Here is a 15,983-nt window from a genome sequence, read left to right on the forward strand (position 1 = left end):
AGCTGGCGCAGCGCCAGCTCCGCCGCCGCGCCGTCGCGGCCCCGTTCGGCCGCCTGCACGCGGGCCGCGCGCTTGCCGCCCAGCTCCAGCGGCTGGCTCAGCAGCAGCGTGGTTTCGCGCCGGTCGCCGTCGGCGCGGCGGGTGTCGACGCGTTCGACCGACAGCGTCGGATTGGGCGCCAGGCCGGCCTGGCGCAGCGCGCCGTCGAGCGCGCCCAGCTCATGGCGGGCGGCCGACAGCCCGGGGTTGGCGGCGCCGGCCAGGGCCAGCGCGGCCTTGAGCGTCAGCGGCGCGGACGGCTCGATTTCGGCCTGCGCACAGGCAGGCCATGCCGCTACGACGAGCGGCAGCAAATACTTGTACATCGAATTCTCCCAACGATAGGAACAGGAATTCGACGAGACTCAGGCGTCTGGAAAGAAAGGGGCGAGGGCCTCGTCGCGCTAGGCGACGAGCAGCCAATTGGGCCGGGCCGGCCCGTCGGCGATGTAGGACAGGTAGCGCGGCAGCGGCGGCGACGCGTGGCCGTCCGGCGCGACAGCCAGCGCCGGCGCGGCGCCGCCGGGCAGCGAGGCCTGCACCGCGTGATGGCACACCTCGCAGTCGCTGTGGACCTTGACCGGCTTGCCCTGGTCGGCGCCGTCGTCGGACTGCGCCTGGTGGTGGTGGCCATGGTGGCCGAAATGCGCGGCCGGGGCCGGCTCATGCTGGCAATAGACGGCCGCCATCGACCAGGAGTACTGGATAGGCAAGATTGTCAGCAGCAACATGAGCAGGATTTTTTTCACGCCGTTATTGTAGCTTGAATTTACAATAAGCCCATCCTGACACCGGAGAGGCGCATCGCATGAACCAAGACGAGCAAGGCGATTTCTTCAACACGCTCAACGACAAGGTCGACGCCCACGGCGCGCTGGTCGACCGTTTCCACGCCGAGCTGCAAAACTTTTCCAAGCAAATCGCCGGCTGCGACAAGCTGGTGCGCATGGCCCATATCAGCCTCAACCAGATCGACGCCCGCATCGCCGAGGCGGCGCGCATCGAGGCCGGCGCCGCGGCCGAGCGCGAGGCGGTGGCGCGCGAGGCCGCGCGCGCCGCCACCGAAGCGGCCGAAGCGGCCGTCACCGGCCTGCTGGGCCAGCTGCACGCCGCCACCCGCGAGGCCGAGCTGGTGTGCCAGGCCGTGCACCGCAGCCGCGGCCAGACCGGCCTGTGGATCGCCGCCTACGTCGTCACCACCCTGTTGATGTGCCTGCTGACGGCCTACACCACCCACAAGCTGCAGCCCGACACGCCGCTGCCGCCCGAGGTGGCCGGCTACGCCGAGCAGGGCCGCCAGCACGAGGCGCTGCTGCACAAGGCCAGCGACAAGGAACGCAAGCTGATCGCAGAGATCCAGGCGCGCCGCGCCAAGCCGGCGAAGTAGGCGCCGGCCCCGCTTGCCGCTCGGTTGCCGGCCGCTCAGTTGCCGCCCAAGCCGTACTTGCGCAGGATGCGCGCCAGCGTGCCGTCGGCGCGCGCCGCCTCCAGCGCCGCCCGCCACTTGCGGCCATCGTCCTCGCTGCAGTCCAGCGAACCGGCCAGCCAGATGTCGCCGCTGCGGAAGGTCGGGCTGAAGTCGAACTCGGCCTCGCGGTGGCCGTCGGCGCCGGCGGCGTTGCGGTGGATGTCCTCGCCGCCGTAGGTGGCGTCGGCGATGCCCTTCTTCACCATGCGCATGCATTCGCGCACGGTCGAGCATTCGGCCACGTCGACAAAATCGAGCTCCTGCAGCACGCGCTTGTGCGGCGAGCCGCGCAGCACCACCAGGCGCTGGCGCCGCAGCGCCGTCAGGTCGCGCACATCGACGCCGCCGCGCAGCGCGACAAACACGAAGTTTTGCTGGTGCAGCTTGACCAGCCAGCGGAACAGCGCCTCGCGCTCGGGCGTGCGGGTGACGGGCAGCACGGCGATGCGGGGCAGCACGCCGGCCATCGCCAGCGCCCGCTGCCACGGATAGAACTCCACCGTCACCGGCGTGCCCAGGCGGCGCGCCAGGTCCTGCACCAGCTCCACCAGCAAGCCCGGACTGGCGCCGCCCTGCGCCACCGCATACGGCGGCAGGTCGGCCGCCACCAGCCGCAGCGGCTCGGCCGGCGCGGCGCCCGCCGCCGGCGGCGCGGCCGGCAGCAGCCAGGCCGGCAACAGCGCCGGCAACAGGGCCAGCAGGCGGCGGCGCCGGCTCATGGCGCCTCGCCGTAGGGCAGGCTGAGCGAGACGCGCGTGCCGCGCTGCGGCGCGCTGTCCAGCGTGACCTGCCCCTTCATCAGGCCGACCACCATGCTGTGCACGCTGGCCAGGCCGAGGCCGGTGCCGGTCTGGCCCAGCTGGGTGGTGTAGAAGGGCTCGAACACCTGCGACAGATGCTCGGGCGCGATGCCGCAACCGTCGTCGATCCAGTCGACGACCACCGCGTCGACGCCGGCGCGCGCCTCGACCACGATGGCGCCGCCGGCGTGGCGGGCGAAGGCGTGCAGCAGGCAGTTGTCCAGCAGGTGCTGGAACACCACCTGGCAAGTGCCCGGATAGCCGTGCAGCCACAGCTGCTCCGGCGTGTTCAGCGTCAGCGTCACGCCGCGCGCCTGCAGGCCGCGGCGCCAGTTGCCGGCGCAAAAGCGCAGGCGGTCGGCCAGGTCGAACAGCATGGCCGGCTCCTCGGTGGTCTGGCCGGACAAGCCCTTGAAGCGCTCGACCAGCTGGCCGATCTGGCGCAGCGCGCGGTCGACCAGCTCGCCGCCCTGGGTGACGCTGTCGAGCAAGCCTTCGAGCTGGCTGCGGCGCAGCGCGCCGGCGTCCAGGCCGCGCCGCAAGTCCTGGGCCTGGGCCGTGATGGCGCTGGCCGCCACCCGGGCGTTGCCCAGCGGCGTGTTCAGCTCGTGCGCCATGCCGACCACCATGCGCGACAGGCCCAGCTGCTTCTCCTGCTGCATCAGCGAGCGCATCGCCTCGCCCAGGTCGGCGGTGCGCTCGCGCACCTGCTGCTCCAGGCGGTCGTGCGCCAGCTGCAGCGCCTCCTCGGTGGCCTGGCGCACGGCGACTTCCTGGCGCAGCGTCGCCAGCGCGTTGTTGAGTTCCTGGTTGCGCTGCACCAGCGAGTTTTCCAGCACCGTGCCGTGCTGCGCCAGCAGGGCGTTCTGGTACAGCAATTGCGGGCGCTCCATCACCGCGCTCAGCGTCTCGCCCAGCGAGGTGGCCAGCTCGCGCTTGTAGCGGCGCTCCATCGCCACCTGGCCGATGGTCGCCTGCAAGGCTTGCTCCAGATAGCCCCAGCGGCGGCCGTAGCGGCGTATCGCCTGCAAGCTGATCTCGCGCAGGCGCGCGCTGGCCAGCGTGTCGCCGGCCAGGCCGGCGTCGTAGGCCAGCAGCGCCTGCCAGGCGGGCGCATGCGCGCCCTCGCCATCGCCCCCGGCGTCCGCGTCGGCGCAGTCCGCCAGCAGCGTGCACAGCGCCAGCCACGGTTCCCAGTAGCCGTCGCGGCCGAACTTGGCGCGCAGCTGCCCCATGTAGTCGCGGCAGTCGGCGGCCCGCTCGCAGGTGGCCGTCACCATGGCCAGGTTCAGCAGCGCCAGGCATTCCTGCGTAGCGAGGCCATGCTCGCGCGCGCGCCGCAGCACCAGCGCGCGCCGCGCCAGGCAATCGCGCCACAGCGCGGCGGCGCCGTCGTCGTCGCCCTCTTCCAGCGCCAGGTAGTAGGCGGCCGAGGCCGCGTAGTCGAGCAGCATCACGTGGATGGGCGGCGCCAGCTCGCCCGGCTGGGCCAACATCTCGCCGCAGAATTGCTGCAGCTCCAGGTGCATCTCCGCGCTCAGCATGACGCGGCAGCGGGCCGCGCGCATCTGCGTGACCAGCCGCGGCAGCGCGCAGCGTTCGTACAGCTCGGCCGCCTTGGCCAGGCTGTCGAGCGCCGCGTGGTGCAGGCGCATGCGCATCTGCACCCAGTGCAGCGCCCGCAGCGCGGCGGCCTGGGCCAGCGGATGTTGTTCGGTTTGCGCCTGCAGCTGCAGGCTCTTGGCGGGCATCAGCAGCTCGTCGGGCGCCAGCGCCACGTCGGCCGCGCGCGCCAGCAGCTGGAACGCTTCCAGCTCCAGCGCCTGCGAGGCGTTGAGCCGGGCCGACGCCAGCTGTTGCAGGACGGAGGAAAAATGCGCCATTTCATGCGCCATCAGGCACTCGCGCAGCGTTTGCAGCTGCTGCTCGGCCTTGGCCGCCTCGCCGGCGGTCACGGCATATGAACGTGTTTCCGATGCAGACATCACCCTGCCCCCGTAGCGAACTCGCGCGTCGGTCCAGTATTACACGAAGTCGCTTTCAGCTGAACAGCCAGCGCATGACTGTTGCAAATAGGTAGCGCGGTGGCGCACTATCGAAATTTTCGACTATACGGCGCAAATTTTTCCGTTTTAATTTTTTGAGCAGGTGGTGGATACTTCATTCCAGCAGCACGAAACACTGAAATTCGCGCACACAACCCCATCGAAATTATTGAACATATAGGAGCTACACATGCCAACCGCCATCGCCCAACCTAGCCGCACCCTGCTGGACCCAAGCAACCACACGCTGATCATGATCGACCACCAGTCGCAGATGGCGTTCGCCACCAAGTCGATCGACCCGGTCCAGCTGCGCAACAACGCCGCGCTGGTGGCCAAGGCCGCCAAGGGTTTCCAGGTGCCGACCATCCTGACCACGGTGGCGGAGAAATCGTTCTCCGGCCCGATCTTCGATGAAATCCAGTCGGTCTTCCCCGGCCAGGCCGCCATCGACCGTACCACCATGAACACCTGGGAAGACCCGCGCATCGCCGAACGCGTCAACGCCATCGGCCGCGGCAAGATCGTGCTGGCCGGCCTGTGGACCTCGGTGTGCATCGTCGGCCCCGCGCTGTCGGCGCTGGACCAGGGCTTCGAGGTCTACGTCATCACCGACGCCAGCGGCGACGTCTCCGACGAAGCCCACGAGCGCGCCGTGGCACGCATGGTGCAGCTGGGCGCCCGCCCGATGACCTCGCTGCAATACCTGCTGGAACTGCAACGCGACTGGGCGCGCGGCGACAGCTACGACGAGACGGTGGCCACCGCCATCGCCCACGGCGGCGGCTACGGCCTCGGCCTGGTGTACGCCAAGACCATGTTCGGCGCCGCCGAAGGGCATTGAGCCGCCGCGGCCTGCCGCCTTACTTGGCGGGCTGGCGCTCGCGCGGCGGCGTGCGTTCGGCCGGCGCCCGGCCCGGCACCAGCACCATGCGGCAGGTGCCGGCCACGGCGTCGCCGCGCGGCGTCTTCATCTGCGCCGCGTCGCCCTCCTTCTTGCCCTTGCAGGCGTCGAAGGCTTCCTGCGGCGGGCCGCGATGTTCCTGCTGCTGGCCGGGCGGGTTGGGGGGCTGCTGCTGCGCGCAGGCGCCGGCGGCGGCCAGCAGCAAGGCAAGGGGGGCGAGGCGTAACATGATGGTCCTTTCGGTAACGGGTGGAGAGCGCCCCATTATCGCCGCCAATTGTGGAGAAAATATAGAGGCCCGGCCTACTTGTCGCGCACCTGGTACTTCTTGACCAGGCCGGACGGGTCGAACAGCACCGAGACCTCGCGGGCGTTGTCGCTGCTGCGCATGACCAGGTTGAGCCACGGCAGCGAGTCGACGATCTTGGGCACGCCGACCTGGTACAGCCACAGCTCGTAGCCATTGTCGAAGCGGGTGACGTGGGCGTCGCCGAGCGCGGCGTTGACGTCGGCGCGCGAGGATTTTCCCACCACCAGCGTCTGCGCCGCTTCGGCCGCCGTCAGCGAGCCGGCCCTGCCGTTGCCGGTGGTCGCGCAGGCCGCCAGCGCCAGCGCGCAGAGCGCGGCCGCGCCATGCCGCAGCAGGGCCGCCGTCACAGCGCACCGCCCGGCGGGTCGTCGTCCATGTAGTCGAACTGCAGCAGCGTGTCATCCAGCCAGCCTTGTTCGTACAGGGGTTTGAACTGCATCATGTAGGCCTTGTCGCGCAAAAAATACCAGTCCTGCAAGTCGGTCAGGATGGGCGCATCCGGCCCGTGCAGCTGGGCCGCCGGCAAGACCACGCGCCGCGCGCCTTGCATGAGGGCGACGCTGAACAGGGGGCGCTCCGTAAAATAGAACATATTGATCGACAGCGTGCGGCACGGGTCGGGCAGCTTGGTGATCAGGACATTGAGCGGCGAGGGCACATAGGCCACCAGGTCCGCCACCATGCCGACCTTACATTCAAGCAGCAGGTCGCCGAGGCGCCGCGTCTTGTCCGGCGTGCCGGGGCTGCGGATCTCGGCCCGCCAGGTCAGGCTGCCGGCCTTGCGGTTGCTCGTCACCATGGCGTCGTCCTGCGCGGCGGCGGCGTCCCTGGGCAGCTCGAACGTCATGTCCGCGTCCAGCGGGATAGCGACCTTGGTGTGCGCGCCGCGCAGTTGCAGGCTCAGGCCCTGCAGGCTGACGCCGGCCCGGCGCGGCAGCACCTTGAAGCGCAGCGTCGCGCCCGGCGCCAGTTGGCGGTTGCTGTCGAACACCTGCATGCCCGCCAGCATCTTGCGATAGGATTTTTCATCGCGGTCGTCGCGCACGCCCTGCACTTCCACGACGGCGGCGGCCTGGCCCTGATCGGGGTCCGGGGCCGCCGCCGCTGCGGCAGCGGGCAGCAGCAGCAGCGCCGCCAGCGCGGCGTAGAAATGGAAGTGGTGCATGGTGGCCCTTCGCGGATACGGAGGCTCGATTGTATGCCGCCCAACCTTCTCGCCAGCTTAAGGGCGCGCCTTGCGGCCGGCGCTCAGCGCGGGTGCGCGGGCAGGTTGGCGAGGCTGCCGTCCCTGGTGGCCAGCCCGATGGCGCGGTCGACCTCCTCCAGGCCGACACGGCCCTTGCGCGACACCGCGCAGCGCGTCGTGAAAGTGGCGACCGAGAGCGGCGGATGGATGGCCAGCGGTTGCCGGCGGATGCGCTGGTAGTAGTCGAGCACCACCTGGGTGATCAGGATGTGCTGCACGCGGCCGTGCGCCAGCTTCTCCATATTGCTTTCCATATTGGGCGCGTTGTCGCGCACGAAGCCCTTGCCCAGCAGCGCATCCATCTCCGGATGAAGGTAGCCCAGGATGGTGCCCACCGGCTGGCCGCTCAGCTCCGCGACCGCGTGCAGCCGGGGCGCGCTGCGCGCCGTGATCAGCACTTCCTCGGTGGTGAAGACGGTCCGGCTCCACAGATAATCACCGGTCATCCACTCCGGCATGTAGGCGCACAGGAGGTCGGCCTCGCCGTTTTGCAGCGCGGCTTCGAGCCGCTTACGCGGCAGCACCACGAAGCGCACCCGGCGCCCCATGTGCCGCGCCAGCGTCTCGCCGATTTCCTTGTGGACGCCATCGACCAGCCGGCCGTTTTCCACCAGCGCCATCGGCATATTGGCCGTGCTGTCCACCATGACGACCAGCTCGGCCGGTCGCGCGGCGGCGGCGGCGCCCAGCAGGCAGGCCATCAACAGGAAGTGTCCGCGCATCGTCATGATGGTTACAGGCTCGGCAGGGCAGAGCATCTATCTTACTACAGGAGAAAATGCGGGCCGGCGTGGCCAGCCCCCTATAATGTTCCTTTACACAATCGGCGCCGACGCCGCACGCATGAAGCCAGATCTCGATAAAACTGTTTTGCCGGTGCACGTCCTGCTTGGCCTCGGGCAGCTCGCCATCCCCGCGTATCAGCGGCCGTACAAGTGGGGGCTGAAAAATATCAGCGAGCTGTTCGCGGACATAGGCAGCCATCTGGACAAGTCCGCCTACAGCCTGGGGACGGTGGTTTTTCATGCGCGCGTGGATGGCGGCGACACTTGGCTCGACATCGTGGACGGCCAGCAACGCACGCTCACCCTGCTGCTGGCGGTCAAGGCCATCATCGCATGCCGCCTCGGAACGCTGAAGCGGCCGGACCTGGTCCGCACGCTGACCGAACTCGGCCCCGCCATCGACGCCTTCATGGCGCGCCAGCGCTTCGCCAGCCGGATCTCCGAGGTCAACCTCAGGCAGAACTACCAGCAGTTGCGGCGCCTGGTCGACCGGCCCGAATTCACCGAGCAGCATATCGACTTCCTGCTGCACCGCTGCGAGCTGGTGTCCTTCGTGCTCGACGACGTCTCCGAGGCGTTCCAGTTCTTCGACTCGCAAAATGCGCGCGGCCGCGACCTCGCGCCCCACGATCTGCTCAAGGCCTATCACCTGCGCGAGTTCGCCGACCACGAGGAGGCGCTCAAGGCCGGCGCCGTGGCCCATTGGGAACGCCTGCAGAGCGAGCATCTGGAAACGCTGTTCGCCAGCTATCTGTATCGCGTGCGTCAATGGGCCGAGGGCAAGCCGGCCCGCTATTTCGGCAAGGAGCAGGTGGATCTCTTCAAGGGCGTCAACCTCGATCGCGTCGGCCACTTCCCCTATGTCGACGCGCTGCGCATCGTGCACCGGTGCGCCGATGAAGCGCGGACGGCGTTTCCGTTTCACCTGGACCAGATGATCATCAACGGCCGGCGCTTTTTCGAAATGGCGGAACATTATCAACGGCAGGTGTCGGCCATCATCGCGGGCGGGCGCAAGGCCGACGGCGGGCAGGCCGTCGTGCTCCTCGACGCCGCGCTGACGCCGCAGGCGGGCCGCATCCTCCGCACGCTCAACAGCTACAAGCGGCGCACGCGGCCCGGCGACCGCTACGTGCGCGCGATGTTCGATTGCGCGCTGATCTTCTATATCGACAAGTTCGGCACGCAGGGCCTGTCGGCCGCGGTGGAAAAGTGCTTTATCTGGGCCTACCGCTGCCGCCTGCGCCAGCAGGTCGTGCAGCTTGCCACCATGGACAACTACGTCCTCAAGCATAACCTCATCCGCGTCATCCACGACGCGCGGCGGCCGGACGATATCCACGCCCTGGCCTGGCCCACGCTCACCATCGCGGACTACAAGAACAACAAGGACAACGCCGGTGACGCAAAAGATGAGCTGGTCCAGCTCTTCAAGGAGATGAAATACTATGAGTGATGCGCGCGTCCGACCGTTCTCCGTGCGGGACTTGCTCCGGCACGAAGCCCGCTATGTGATTCCCATGTACCAGCGCAACTATGCCTGGGAAGAAGGGGAAATCAAGCAATTCGTGCAAGACATATCCGACTACCAGCAGAAGTCGGCAGCGTGCGAGCGCCCGCCCACCTACTACATCGGCACGTTGGTGGTGTTCGCCCGCGACGACGGCCGCCATGAGGTCATCGACGGCCAACAGCGCTTCACCACGCTCTCCCTGCTCGCCAACTGGCTGAAAGCCCATGCGCCATCGGTGCTGGACATGGCCTGGTACGCGCACGTGAACCTCGATTTCGAGAGCCGCCCCATCTCCAGCAAGACCTTCCAGGCGCTGGAGCAAGGGATGCACGCCCACCAGCTGCGGGGCGACGAGTACAACGAGGGCCTGGTCAATGGCTATGAACTGATAGGAAAGGCGCTGCACGAACTCCAGCTGCGCGGTCAGGCACTGGCGGACTTCTGCAACTATCTCTTCGACCACGTGCAGATCAGCCGCATCGCGGTGCCGCACGACACCGACCTGAATCACTTTTTTGAAGTGATGAACAGCCGCGGCGAACAGCTGGAAAAGCACGAAGTGGTCAAAGCGCGCCTGATGGACACGCTCAATGGCATCGCCGATGCAGAGCTGCGCCAGCAGAGCCTGAACGCCATCGCCAAAATCTGGGAAGCCTGCGCCAATATGGGGCGCTACGTGCAATACGGCTTTACGCCGGAAGAACGCCACCGCCTGTTTGGACGCAATGATTGGGGGCGCTTCATGCCTGCCGATTTCGAGCAGTTGGCGACGTCCCTGGATGCGCCCCCGACGCCCAGCGCAAGCGCTTCAACGGCTGGCAGCGAACGCACGCTCAGCGACATCCTGGCGGACCCGGCGCCGGCCGCCGGCCAGGCCGGGAAAGAAGAGCCAGCAGGATCGGAGCGCTTCAATAGCGTCATCAATTTTTCCAACTTCCTGCTGCATGTGCTGCGCGTGGTCAGCCGCGACCCCGGCGCATCGGAAGGGGTGCCGCTGGACGACAAGCAGCTGCTCGACCAGTTCGAGCTGCGCGTGCTGAAACGACAGCATCCCATCGCCGCAGTGCAGGAGTTTGCCTACGCGCTGCTCAAGTGTAAGTACCTGTTCGACCAATTCGTTATCAAGCGCGAGTTCGCCCAGAACGGCGATGGCTGGAGCCTCAAACGCCTGCGCTGGTATTCGGAGACAAGCGTCAGCTACATCAATACTTTCGACGATAGCGAGGGCGGCTACGAGGGGAGCAACCGGCAAATCCTGATGCTGCTGTCGGCCTTCCATGTTTCGGCGCCGACCTTGGTCTACAAGCACTGGCTCAATGGCGCGCTGCGCTATCTCTACGATGCCCATGCGCCGGGTGTAGGCGTCGGCGCCGGGGCCTACCTCGATCATCTGGAGGAGCAGGCCAGGCGGTTTGTCTTCCTGCGCTTTCTGGCGCCGCCGGACAAGGCGGCATCCTATTACGCGATGATCTACGCCGATGGCGGGCGCCCGCTGGCGGTCGACTACGAGCGTGTCGATCGCCAGGCGATCCGGCAGAAGACGCGCTACCGCACCATCGAGAACAACTTTGTGTTCAACTTCCTCGACTACCTTCTTTGGGGCCGGGACAGGGATAGCGACGAGACGGTCCGGCGCTACGAGTTCACCTTCCGCAGCTCGGTCGAGCACTTCTCCCCGCAACATCCGATTGACGGCTACGCCCCGATGGACGATGCGTCGCTGCACGCCTTTGGCAACCTCTGCTTGATTAGCCACAGCAAGAACTCCCGGCTGAGCAATTTCCAGCCGAGGCAGAAGCGGGAGCATTTCGAGGCCAGCCTCAAAAAAAATCACATCGACAGCCTGAAGCTGCTTGCCATGCTCACCCTGATGCAGAAGAATAACTGCTGGGGCGAGAAGGAAGTCATGCAGCATGAAGACGAGATGCTGGATCTATTGATGGCAGAGTGCCGCAATCAACAAACCAGGCCAGTTCAGATCGGCGTGGTATAGATGAAACCACCCCAGAAATGCCTGGTCTCGTTGTTATGCCGAAGATCGCGCGAGCGCCATGACTGCGTCCAGTAAAGCCGGCTTCCCGACTGGTTCCACATGCCCAGTGTCCGGAACAGGAACGTCAGCTCGGCGCCTGCGTTGACCTTGGCCACGACAGGCGCGACTTCGCGATGTGGAATGCGGACCCGATTATCCCCGGCCCATGCGCCTTGCAACAGCTGGTTATAGCCTATCGCGCTCACTTCCACATCGAGCCAGAGAGCGAATCCTTTGCCAGCCTGGGGCCTGTCGTTTGCCGACAGCGCCTTCAGATTCGAAGTCGGGTTGGCAAAAGTCATCAGGTAGACATTGCGCACGTCGGCCGGCTCCAGGCCATAGACGAACGAGGCGCCCGCCATCAAGCGCGTCAGGTACCCGAACTCATAGCCACCCGAGACATTGAATTTGGCATGATCCGACCAGCCCTCGCCGATCGGCACGATGTTCTTCACATGGTAGAGAAAAGTTGGCGCACCGCCGTTGCCGATCTGGTTGTCCCATCCTTGCGGCAAGCGATCAGGGCAGCAGCGTTCGTGGATCTTCGTCTGCACCACCCGGCCTATGCCCAGGCCGAGCATGCCGAAATAGAGTTGCGTTTCACGAATCTGGCCATCCGGCCCGGGCACCCAGTATGACGGGCCGCCATACAGCAGCGAGGCGAACGGGCGGTCGTTAGGGATGGGCGCCTTCGTCGTGATGTTTTGCGGCGTGAACGCGCTTTCCGCAAGCAGCCAGGCGACCGGATCATCGCGGTCGACTGGCCGCGCAACGCCACCCAGAACCCCGTTCAGCTTTTCCAGCGAGTTCAGCCAAAGATTGCTTGACGGTCCTTCGGCCTTCGTCATCCAGCCCAGCGACACCCCCATCGTGTAGCTGCGGTCCGAGGAGACGGGCTGGCCCCACATATCGTTCTCCACGAGCAAAGAAAAGCGTGATGCGGTATCAATCGATTGTGCAAAGACCGGGTACACGGAGGCCTGAAGGACAAGGACGGCTGCAATCGTACGCAACAATTTTAAGCACCACATTTCGCTTCTCCTTTTTATTGTGAACGCGGTGAAGTAAATAGTGCGCCGAAAGAGGGACTTATATTCTCAACAATTGTCACATTGCTTACGCCTTGACGATGCAAGCAACAAAAAACCCCATAACTGCAAAGAGTTATGGGGTTCTGGTGACGTTCCTGCGACAGATGCGTTCTTAGAACGGAATGTCGTCATCCATGTCCGAGAAGTTCGGCGCCGGGCGCGGGGCCGGGCGCGGCGCTGGCGCCGGTGCCGCCATCTGCGGACGCGGAGCCGGCGCCTGGCGCTGCTGCTGTGGCGGGGCGTCGTAGCCGCCGCCGTCGTCCATGCCGGCGTCGCCGCCCATGCCTTGACGGCCGCCCAGCATTTGCATCTGCTCGGCGATGATGTCGGTCGCGTACTTCTCGACGCCATCCTTATCGGTGTACTTGCGGGTCTGCAGGCGGCCTTCGACGTAGACCGACGAACCTTTTTTCAGGTATTGACCAACGATCTCGGCCAGGCGGCCGAAGAAGGAAATACGGTGCCATTCGGTGAGCTCTTTCTGCTCGCCGGTGTTGCGGTCCTTCGATTTGTACGATGTCGCCACAGCAATGTTGGCGATCGCGTCACCGCTAGGCATGTAGCGAATTTCCGGATCGCGACCCAGATTGCCGACGATGATGACTTTGTTGACTGATGCCATGTATGAAACTCCTGAGTAACGGCGGCCGCCTCAAGCGGGCTGTTTATGTGATGCGCAAACAGCGATTATAGTCGAAGGGGCCAGCCGCCCGCCAAAATTTCCATTGCGGCCCTTCAAGAAAATACTGGTATTATATACAGTGCCGCGACGCCCAAGTTCGATCTGGCGCAAGGTCGGCGCATATATTCAAACCCAGCTATAGTAGCGGGTTGACCCGAAAGGCAAAAAATCCATGGAACAGATCCGCATCCGCGGCGCACGCACGCACAACCTCAAAAACATCAACCTCGACCTGCCGCGCAACAAGCTCATCGTGATCACCGGCCTGTCCGGCTCCGGTAAGTCCTCGCTGGCTTTCGATACGCTGTACGCCGAGGGCCAGCGCCGCTATGTGGAATCGCTGTCGGCCTACGCCCGCCAGTTCCTGCAACTGATGGAAAAGCCCGACGTCGACCTGATCGAAGGCCTGTCGCCGGCCATCTCGATCGAGCAGAAGGCCACCTCGCACAATCCGCGTTCGACGGTCGGCACCGTGACCGAGATCCACGACTACCTGCGCCTGTTGTACGCGCGCGTCGGCACGCCCTACTGCATCAACCACCCGGACCACGCCTTGGCCGCGCAGACTGTCTCGCAGATGGTCGACGCCGTGCTGGCCATGCCGGAAGCGACCAAGCTGATGATCCTGGCGCCGGTGGTGGCCAACCGCAAGGGCGAGCATTCCGACCTGTTCGAGCAGATGCAGGCCCAGGGCTTCGTGCGCTTCCGCGTGCAGAGCGGCACCCACGACGCCAAGATCTACGAAGTGGACGACCTGCCCAAGCTGAAGAAAACCGAGAAGCACACCATCGACGTGGTGATCGACCGCGTCAAGGTCAGCGCCGACATCAAGCAGCGCCTGGCCGAAAGCTTCGAGACCGCGCTGCGCCTGGCCGACGGCCGCGCCGTCGCGCTGGAGATGGACAGCGGCACCGAACACGTTTATTCGAGCAAGTTCGCCTGCAACGAGTGCGGCTATTCGCTGCAGGAGCTGGAGCCGCGCCTGTTCTCGTTCAACAACCCGATGGGCGCCTGCCCGGAATGCGACGGCCTCGGCCACATCGAATTCTTCGACCCCAAGCGCATCGTCGCCTTCCCGAATTTGTCGCTGGCCTCCGGCGCGGTCAAGGGCTGGGATCGCCGCAACCAGTTCTACTTCCAGATGCTGTCCAACCTGGCGGCCTACTACGAGTTCGACCTCGACCTGCCGTACGAGCAGCTGCCGAAGACCGCGCAGGAAGTGATCCTGCACGGCTCGGGCAAGACCAACATCCCGTTCACCTACGTCAACGAGCGCGGCCGCACTGTCGTCAAGGAACACGCCTTCGAAGGCGTCGTCACCAACCTGGCGCGCCGCTACCGCGAGACCGATTCGATGGCGGTCAAGGAAGAACTGGCCAAGTTCATCAACGAGAAGCAGTGCCCGTCCTGCCACGGCGCGCGCCTGCGCGTCGAAGCGCGCTTCGTCAAGGTCGGCACCGGCAAGCAGGAGAAGGCCATCTACGAGATCGCCGAGAAGCCCCTGCGCGACACGCTGTCCTTCTTCGAACAGCTCAAGCTCAAGGGCGCGAAGAAAGAGATCGCCGACCGCGTGGTCAAGGAAATCATCTCGCGCCTGCAATTCCTCAACAACGTCGGCCTCGACTACCTGTCGCTGGACCGCAGCGCCGACACGCTGTCCGGCGGCGAGGCGCAGCGCATCCGCCTGGCCTCGCAGATCGGCTCCGGCCTGACCGGCGTGATGTACGTGCTCGATGAACCGTCGATCGGCCTGCACCAGCGCGACAACGACCGCCTGATCGAAACGCTCAAGCACCTGCGCGACATCGGCAACAGCGTGCTGGTGGTCGAGCACGACGAGGACGCGATCCGCACCGCCGACTACATCGTCGACATGGGCAAGGGCGCCGGCGTGCACGGCGGCGACGTCATTGCCCAGGGCACTTTGCAGGACATCCTGAAGAACAAGAACTCGCTGACGGCCCAGTACCTGAAAGGCACGCTGAAGATCGCCGTGCCGAAGAAGCGCCACGTGGCCAACGAAGACAAGCAGCTGGTCATTACCGGCGCCACCGGCAACAACCTGAAGAAGGTCAATCTGCACCTGCCGGTCGGCCTGATGACCTGCGTGACCGGCGTGTCCGGTTCGGGCAAGTCCTCGCTGATCAACGACACGCTGTACCCGGCGCTGTCGCGCCACCTGTACGGCTCGCAGACCGAACCGTCGCCGCACGACAGCATCAGCGGCCTGGAGCACTTCGACAAGGTGATCGCCGTCGACCAGGCGCCGATCGGCCGCACGCCGCGTTCGAATCCGGCCACCTACACCGGCCTGTTCACGCCGATCCGCGACCTGTTCGCCACCGTGCCGACCGCCAAGGAACGCGGCTACAGCGCCGGGCGCTTCTCGTTCAACGTCAAGGGCGGCCGCTGCGAAGCCTGCCAGGGCGACGGCGTGATCAAGGTCGAGATGCACTTCCTGCCGGACGTGTACGTGCCGTGCGACGTCTGCCACGGCAAGCGCTACAACCGCGAAACGCTGGAAGTGCAGTACAAGGGCAAGAACATCACCGAGATCCTCGACATGACCGTCGAAGATGCGCACGAGTTCTTCAAGCCGGTGCCGCTGATCGCGCGCAAGCTGCACACGCTGCTGGACGTGGGCCTGGGCTACATCAAGCTGGGCCAGAGCGCGACCACGCTGTCGGGCGGCGAGGCGCAGCGCGTCAAGCTGTCGCTGGAATTGTCCAAGCGCGACACCGGACGCACCTTGTACATCCTGGACGAGCCGACCACCGGCCTGCACTTCCACGATATCGATTTGCTGCTGAAGGTGATCCACCGCCTGCGCGACCAGGGCAACACGCTGGTCATCATCGAGCACAACCTGGACGTGATCAAGACGGCCGACTGGATCGTCGACCTGGGACCGGAAGGCGGCGCGGGCGGCGGCAAGATCATCGCCGCCGGCACGCCGGAAGACGTGGCGGCCAACCCTGCCAGCGTGACCGGCAAGTACCTGCAGCCTTTGCTGAAGTAAGCCCTAGACCCGCACCCCGGATGCCGGGGTCGGACCCCGCATGGGGTCC

General features: G+C 65.8%; 15 protein-coding genes. 5 read left to right on the top strand and 10 right to left on the bottom strand.

Annotation, left to right across the window (positions count from 1 at the left end; translation table 11 throughout):
* Both DUGA2_RS05200 and DUGA2_RS05205 read right to left on the bottom strand, forming a co-directional pair.
* Nucleotides 1-365, bottom strand: a 365-nt coding sequence (locus DUGA2_RS05200) for a TolC family protein (protein ID WP_168167763.1), incomplete at its 3' end; no start/stop codon positions are given.
* A gap of 78 nt (nt 366-443) precedes the next feature.
* Nucleotides 444-770, bottom strand: coding sequence for a hypothetical protein (locus tag DUGA2_RS05205; protein WP_229214600.1), 327 nt, complete (start codon nt 768-770; stop codon nt 444-446).
* 77 nt (nt 771-847) lie between these two features.
* Between DUGA2_RS05205 and DUGA2_RS05210 the strand changes: the two genes are divergently transcribed.
* Complete coding sequence (locus DUGA2_RS05210) at nt 848-1,426, top strand: hypothetical protein (protein WP_070267692.1); 579 nt, start codon at nt 848-850, stop codon at nt 1,424-1,426.
* Between the two features lie 35 nt (nt 1,427-1,461).
* On the opposite strand, the gene DUGA2_RS05215 is transcribed toward DUGA2_RS05210, so the two are convergent.
* Together DUGA2_RS05215 and DUGA2_RS05220 are read right to left on the bottom strand one after the other, a co-directional pair.
* Nucleotides 1,462-2,226 (bottom strand): ABC transporter substrate-binding protein, encoded by a 765-nt coding sequence (locus DUGA2_RS05215; RefSeq protein WP_070267694.1) that lies wholly within the window; start codon nt 2,224-2,226, stop codon nt 1,462-1,464.
* On the bottom strand, nt 2,223-4,292 hold the full coding sequence (locus DUGA2_RS05220; RefSeq protein WP_070267696.1) for a HAMP domain-containing sensor histidine kinase: 2,070 nt from the start codon (nt 4,290-4,292) through the stop codon (nt 2,223-2,225). The genes DUGA2_RS05215 and DUGA2_RS05220 overlap by 4 nt, the downstream gene beginning before the upstream one ends.
* Before the next feature lie 250 nt (nt 4,293-4,542).
* Between DUGA2_RS05220 and DUGA2_RS05225 the strand changes: the two genes are divergently transcribed.
* A complete protein-coding gene (locus DUGA2_RS05225; protein ID WP_070267698.1) occupies nt 4,543-5,196 on the top strand; it encodes a hydrolase in 654 nt (217 codons plus the stop codon).
* A 19-nt stretch (nt 5,197-5,215) separates the two neighbouring features.
* On the opposite strand, the gene DUGA2_RS05230 is transcribed toward DUGA2_RS05225, so the two are convergent.
* The 4 genes from DUGA2_RS05230 to DUGA2_RS05245 all read right to left on the bottom strand — a co-directional run bounded on the left by DUGA2_RS05230 (nt 5,216) and on the right by DUGA2_RS05245 (nt 7,540).
* Nucleotides 5,216-5,485, bottom strand: a complete 270-nt coding sequence (locus DUGA2_RS05230; RefSeq protein ID WP_141753193.1) for a hypothetical protein — start codon at nt 5,483-5,485, stop codon at nt 5,216-5,218.
* A 74-nt stretch (nt 5,486-5,559) separates the two neighbouring features.
* On the bottom strand, nt 5,560-5,913 hold the full coding sequence (locus DUGA2_RS05235; protein WP_070267703.1) for a hypothetical protein: 354 nt from the start codon (nt 5,911-5,913) through the stop codon (nt 5,560-5,562).
* On the bottom strand, nt 5,910-6,731 hold the full coding sequence (locus DUGA2_RS05240) for a hypothetical protein (RefSeq protein WP_083296220.1): 822 nt from the start codon (nt 6,729-6,731) through the stop codon (nt 5,910-5,912). The genes DUGA2_RS05235 and DUGA2_RS05240 overlap by 4 nt, the downstream gene beginning before the upstream one ends.
* Before the next feature lie 83 nt (nt 6,732-6,814).
* The gene (locus tag DUGA2_RS05245) at nt 6,815-7,540 is read right to left on the bottom strand and encodes an ABC transporter substrate-binding protein (RefSeq protein WP_168167764.1); all 726 of its coding nucleotides are present in this window, start codon (nt 7,538-7,540) and stop codon (nt 6,815-6,817) included.
* Between the two features lie 115 nt (nt 7,541-7,655).
* Here DUGA2_RS05245 and DUGA2_RS05250 point away from each other — a divergent pair, with 115 nt between their 5' ends.
* Nucleotides 7,656-9,053, top strand: a complete 1,398-nt coding sequence (locus DUGA2_RS05250; protein WP_070268333.1) for a DUF262 domain-containing protein — start codon at nt 7,656-7,658, stop codon at nt 9,051-9,053.
* Nucleotides 9,046-11,103 (top strand): DUF262 domain-containing protein, encoded by a 2,058-nt coding sequence (locus DUGA2_RS05255; protein WP_070267705.1) that lies wholly within the window; start codon nt 9,046-9,048, stop codon nt 11,101-11,103. Before DUGA2_RS05250 ends, DUGA2_RS05255 begins: the two co-directional genes overlap by 8 nt.
* On the opposite strand, the gene DUGA2_RS05260 is transcribed toward DUGA2_RS05255, so the two are convergent.
* Both DUGA2_RS05260 and ssb read right to left on the bottom strand, forming a co-directional pair.
* Nucleotides 11,085-12,173, bottom strand: a complete 1,089-nt coding sequence (locus tag DUGA2_RS05260; RefSeq protein ID WP_083296222.1) for a lipid A-modifier LpxR family protein — start codon at nt 12,171-12,173, stop codon at nt 11,085-11,087. The genes DUGA2_RS05255 and DUGA2_RS05260 overlap by 19 nt on opposite strands.
* A 172-nt stretch (nt 12,174-12,345) precedes the next feature.
* A complete protein-coding gene (ssb, locus tag DUGA2_RS05265) occupies nt 12,346-12,855 on the bottom strand; it encodes a single-stranded DNA-binding protein (RefSeq protein ID WP_070267708.1) in 510 nt (169 codons plus the stop codon).
* Between the two features lie 232 nt (nt 12,856-13,087).
* Between ssb and uvrA the strand changes: the two genes are divergently transcribed.
* Complete coding sequence (gene uvrA, locus DUGA2_RS05270) at nt 13,088-15,934, top strand: excinuclease ABC subunit UvrA (RefSeq protein WP_070267710.1); 2,847 nt, start codon at nt 13,088-13,090, stop codon at nt 15,932-15,934.
* Nucleotides 15,935-15,983 lie beyond the last annotated feature (49 nt).

It is taken from the genome of Duganella sp. HH101 (genome assembly GCF_001758795.1).
Lineage (GTDB): Bacteria > Pseudomonadota > Gammaproteobacteria > Burkholderiales > Burkholderiaceae_D > Rugamonas > Rugamonas rivuli.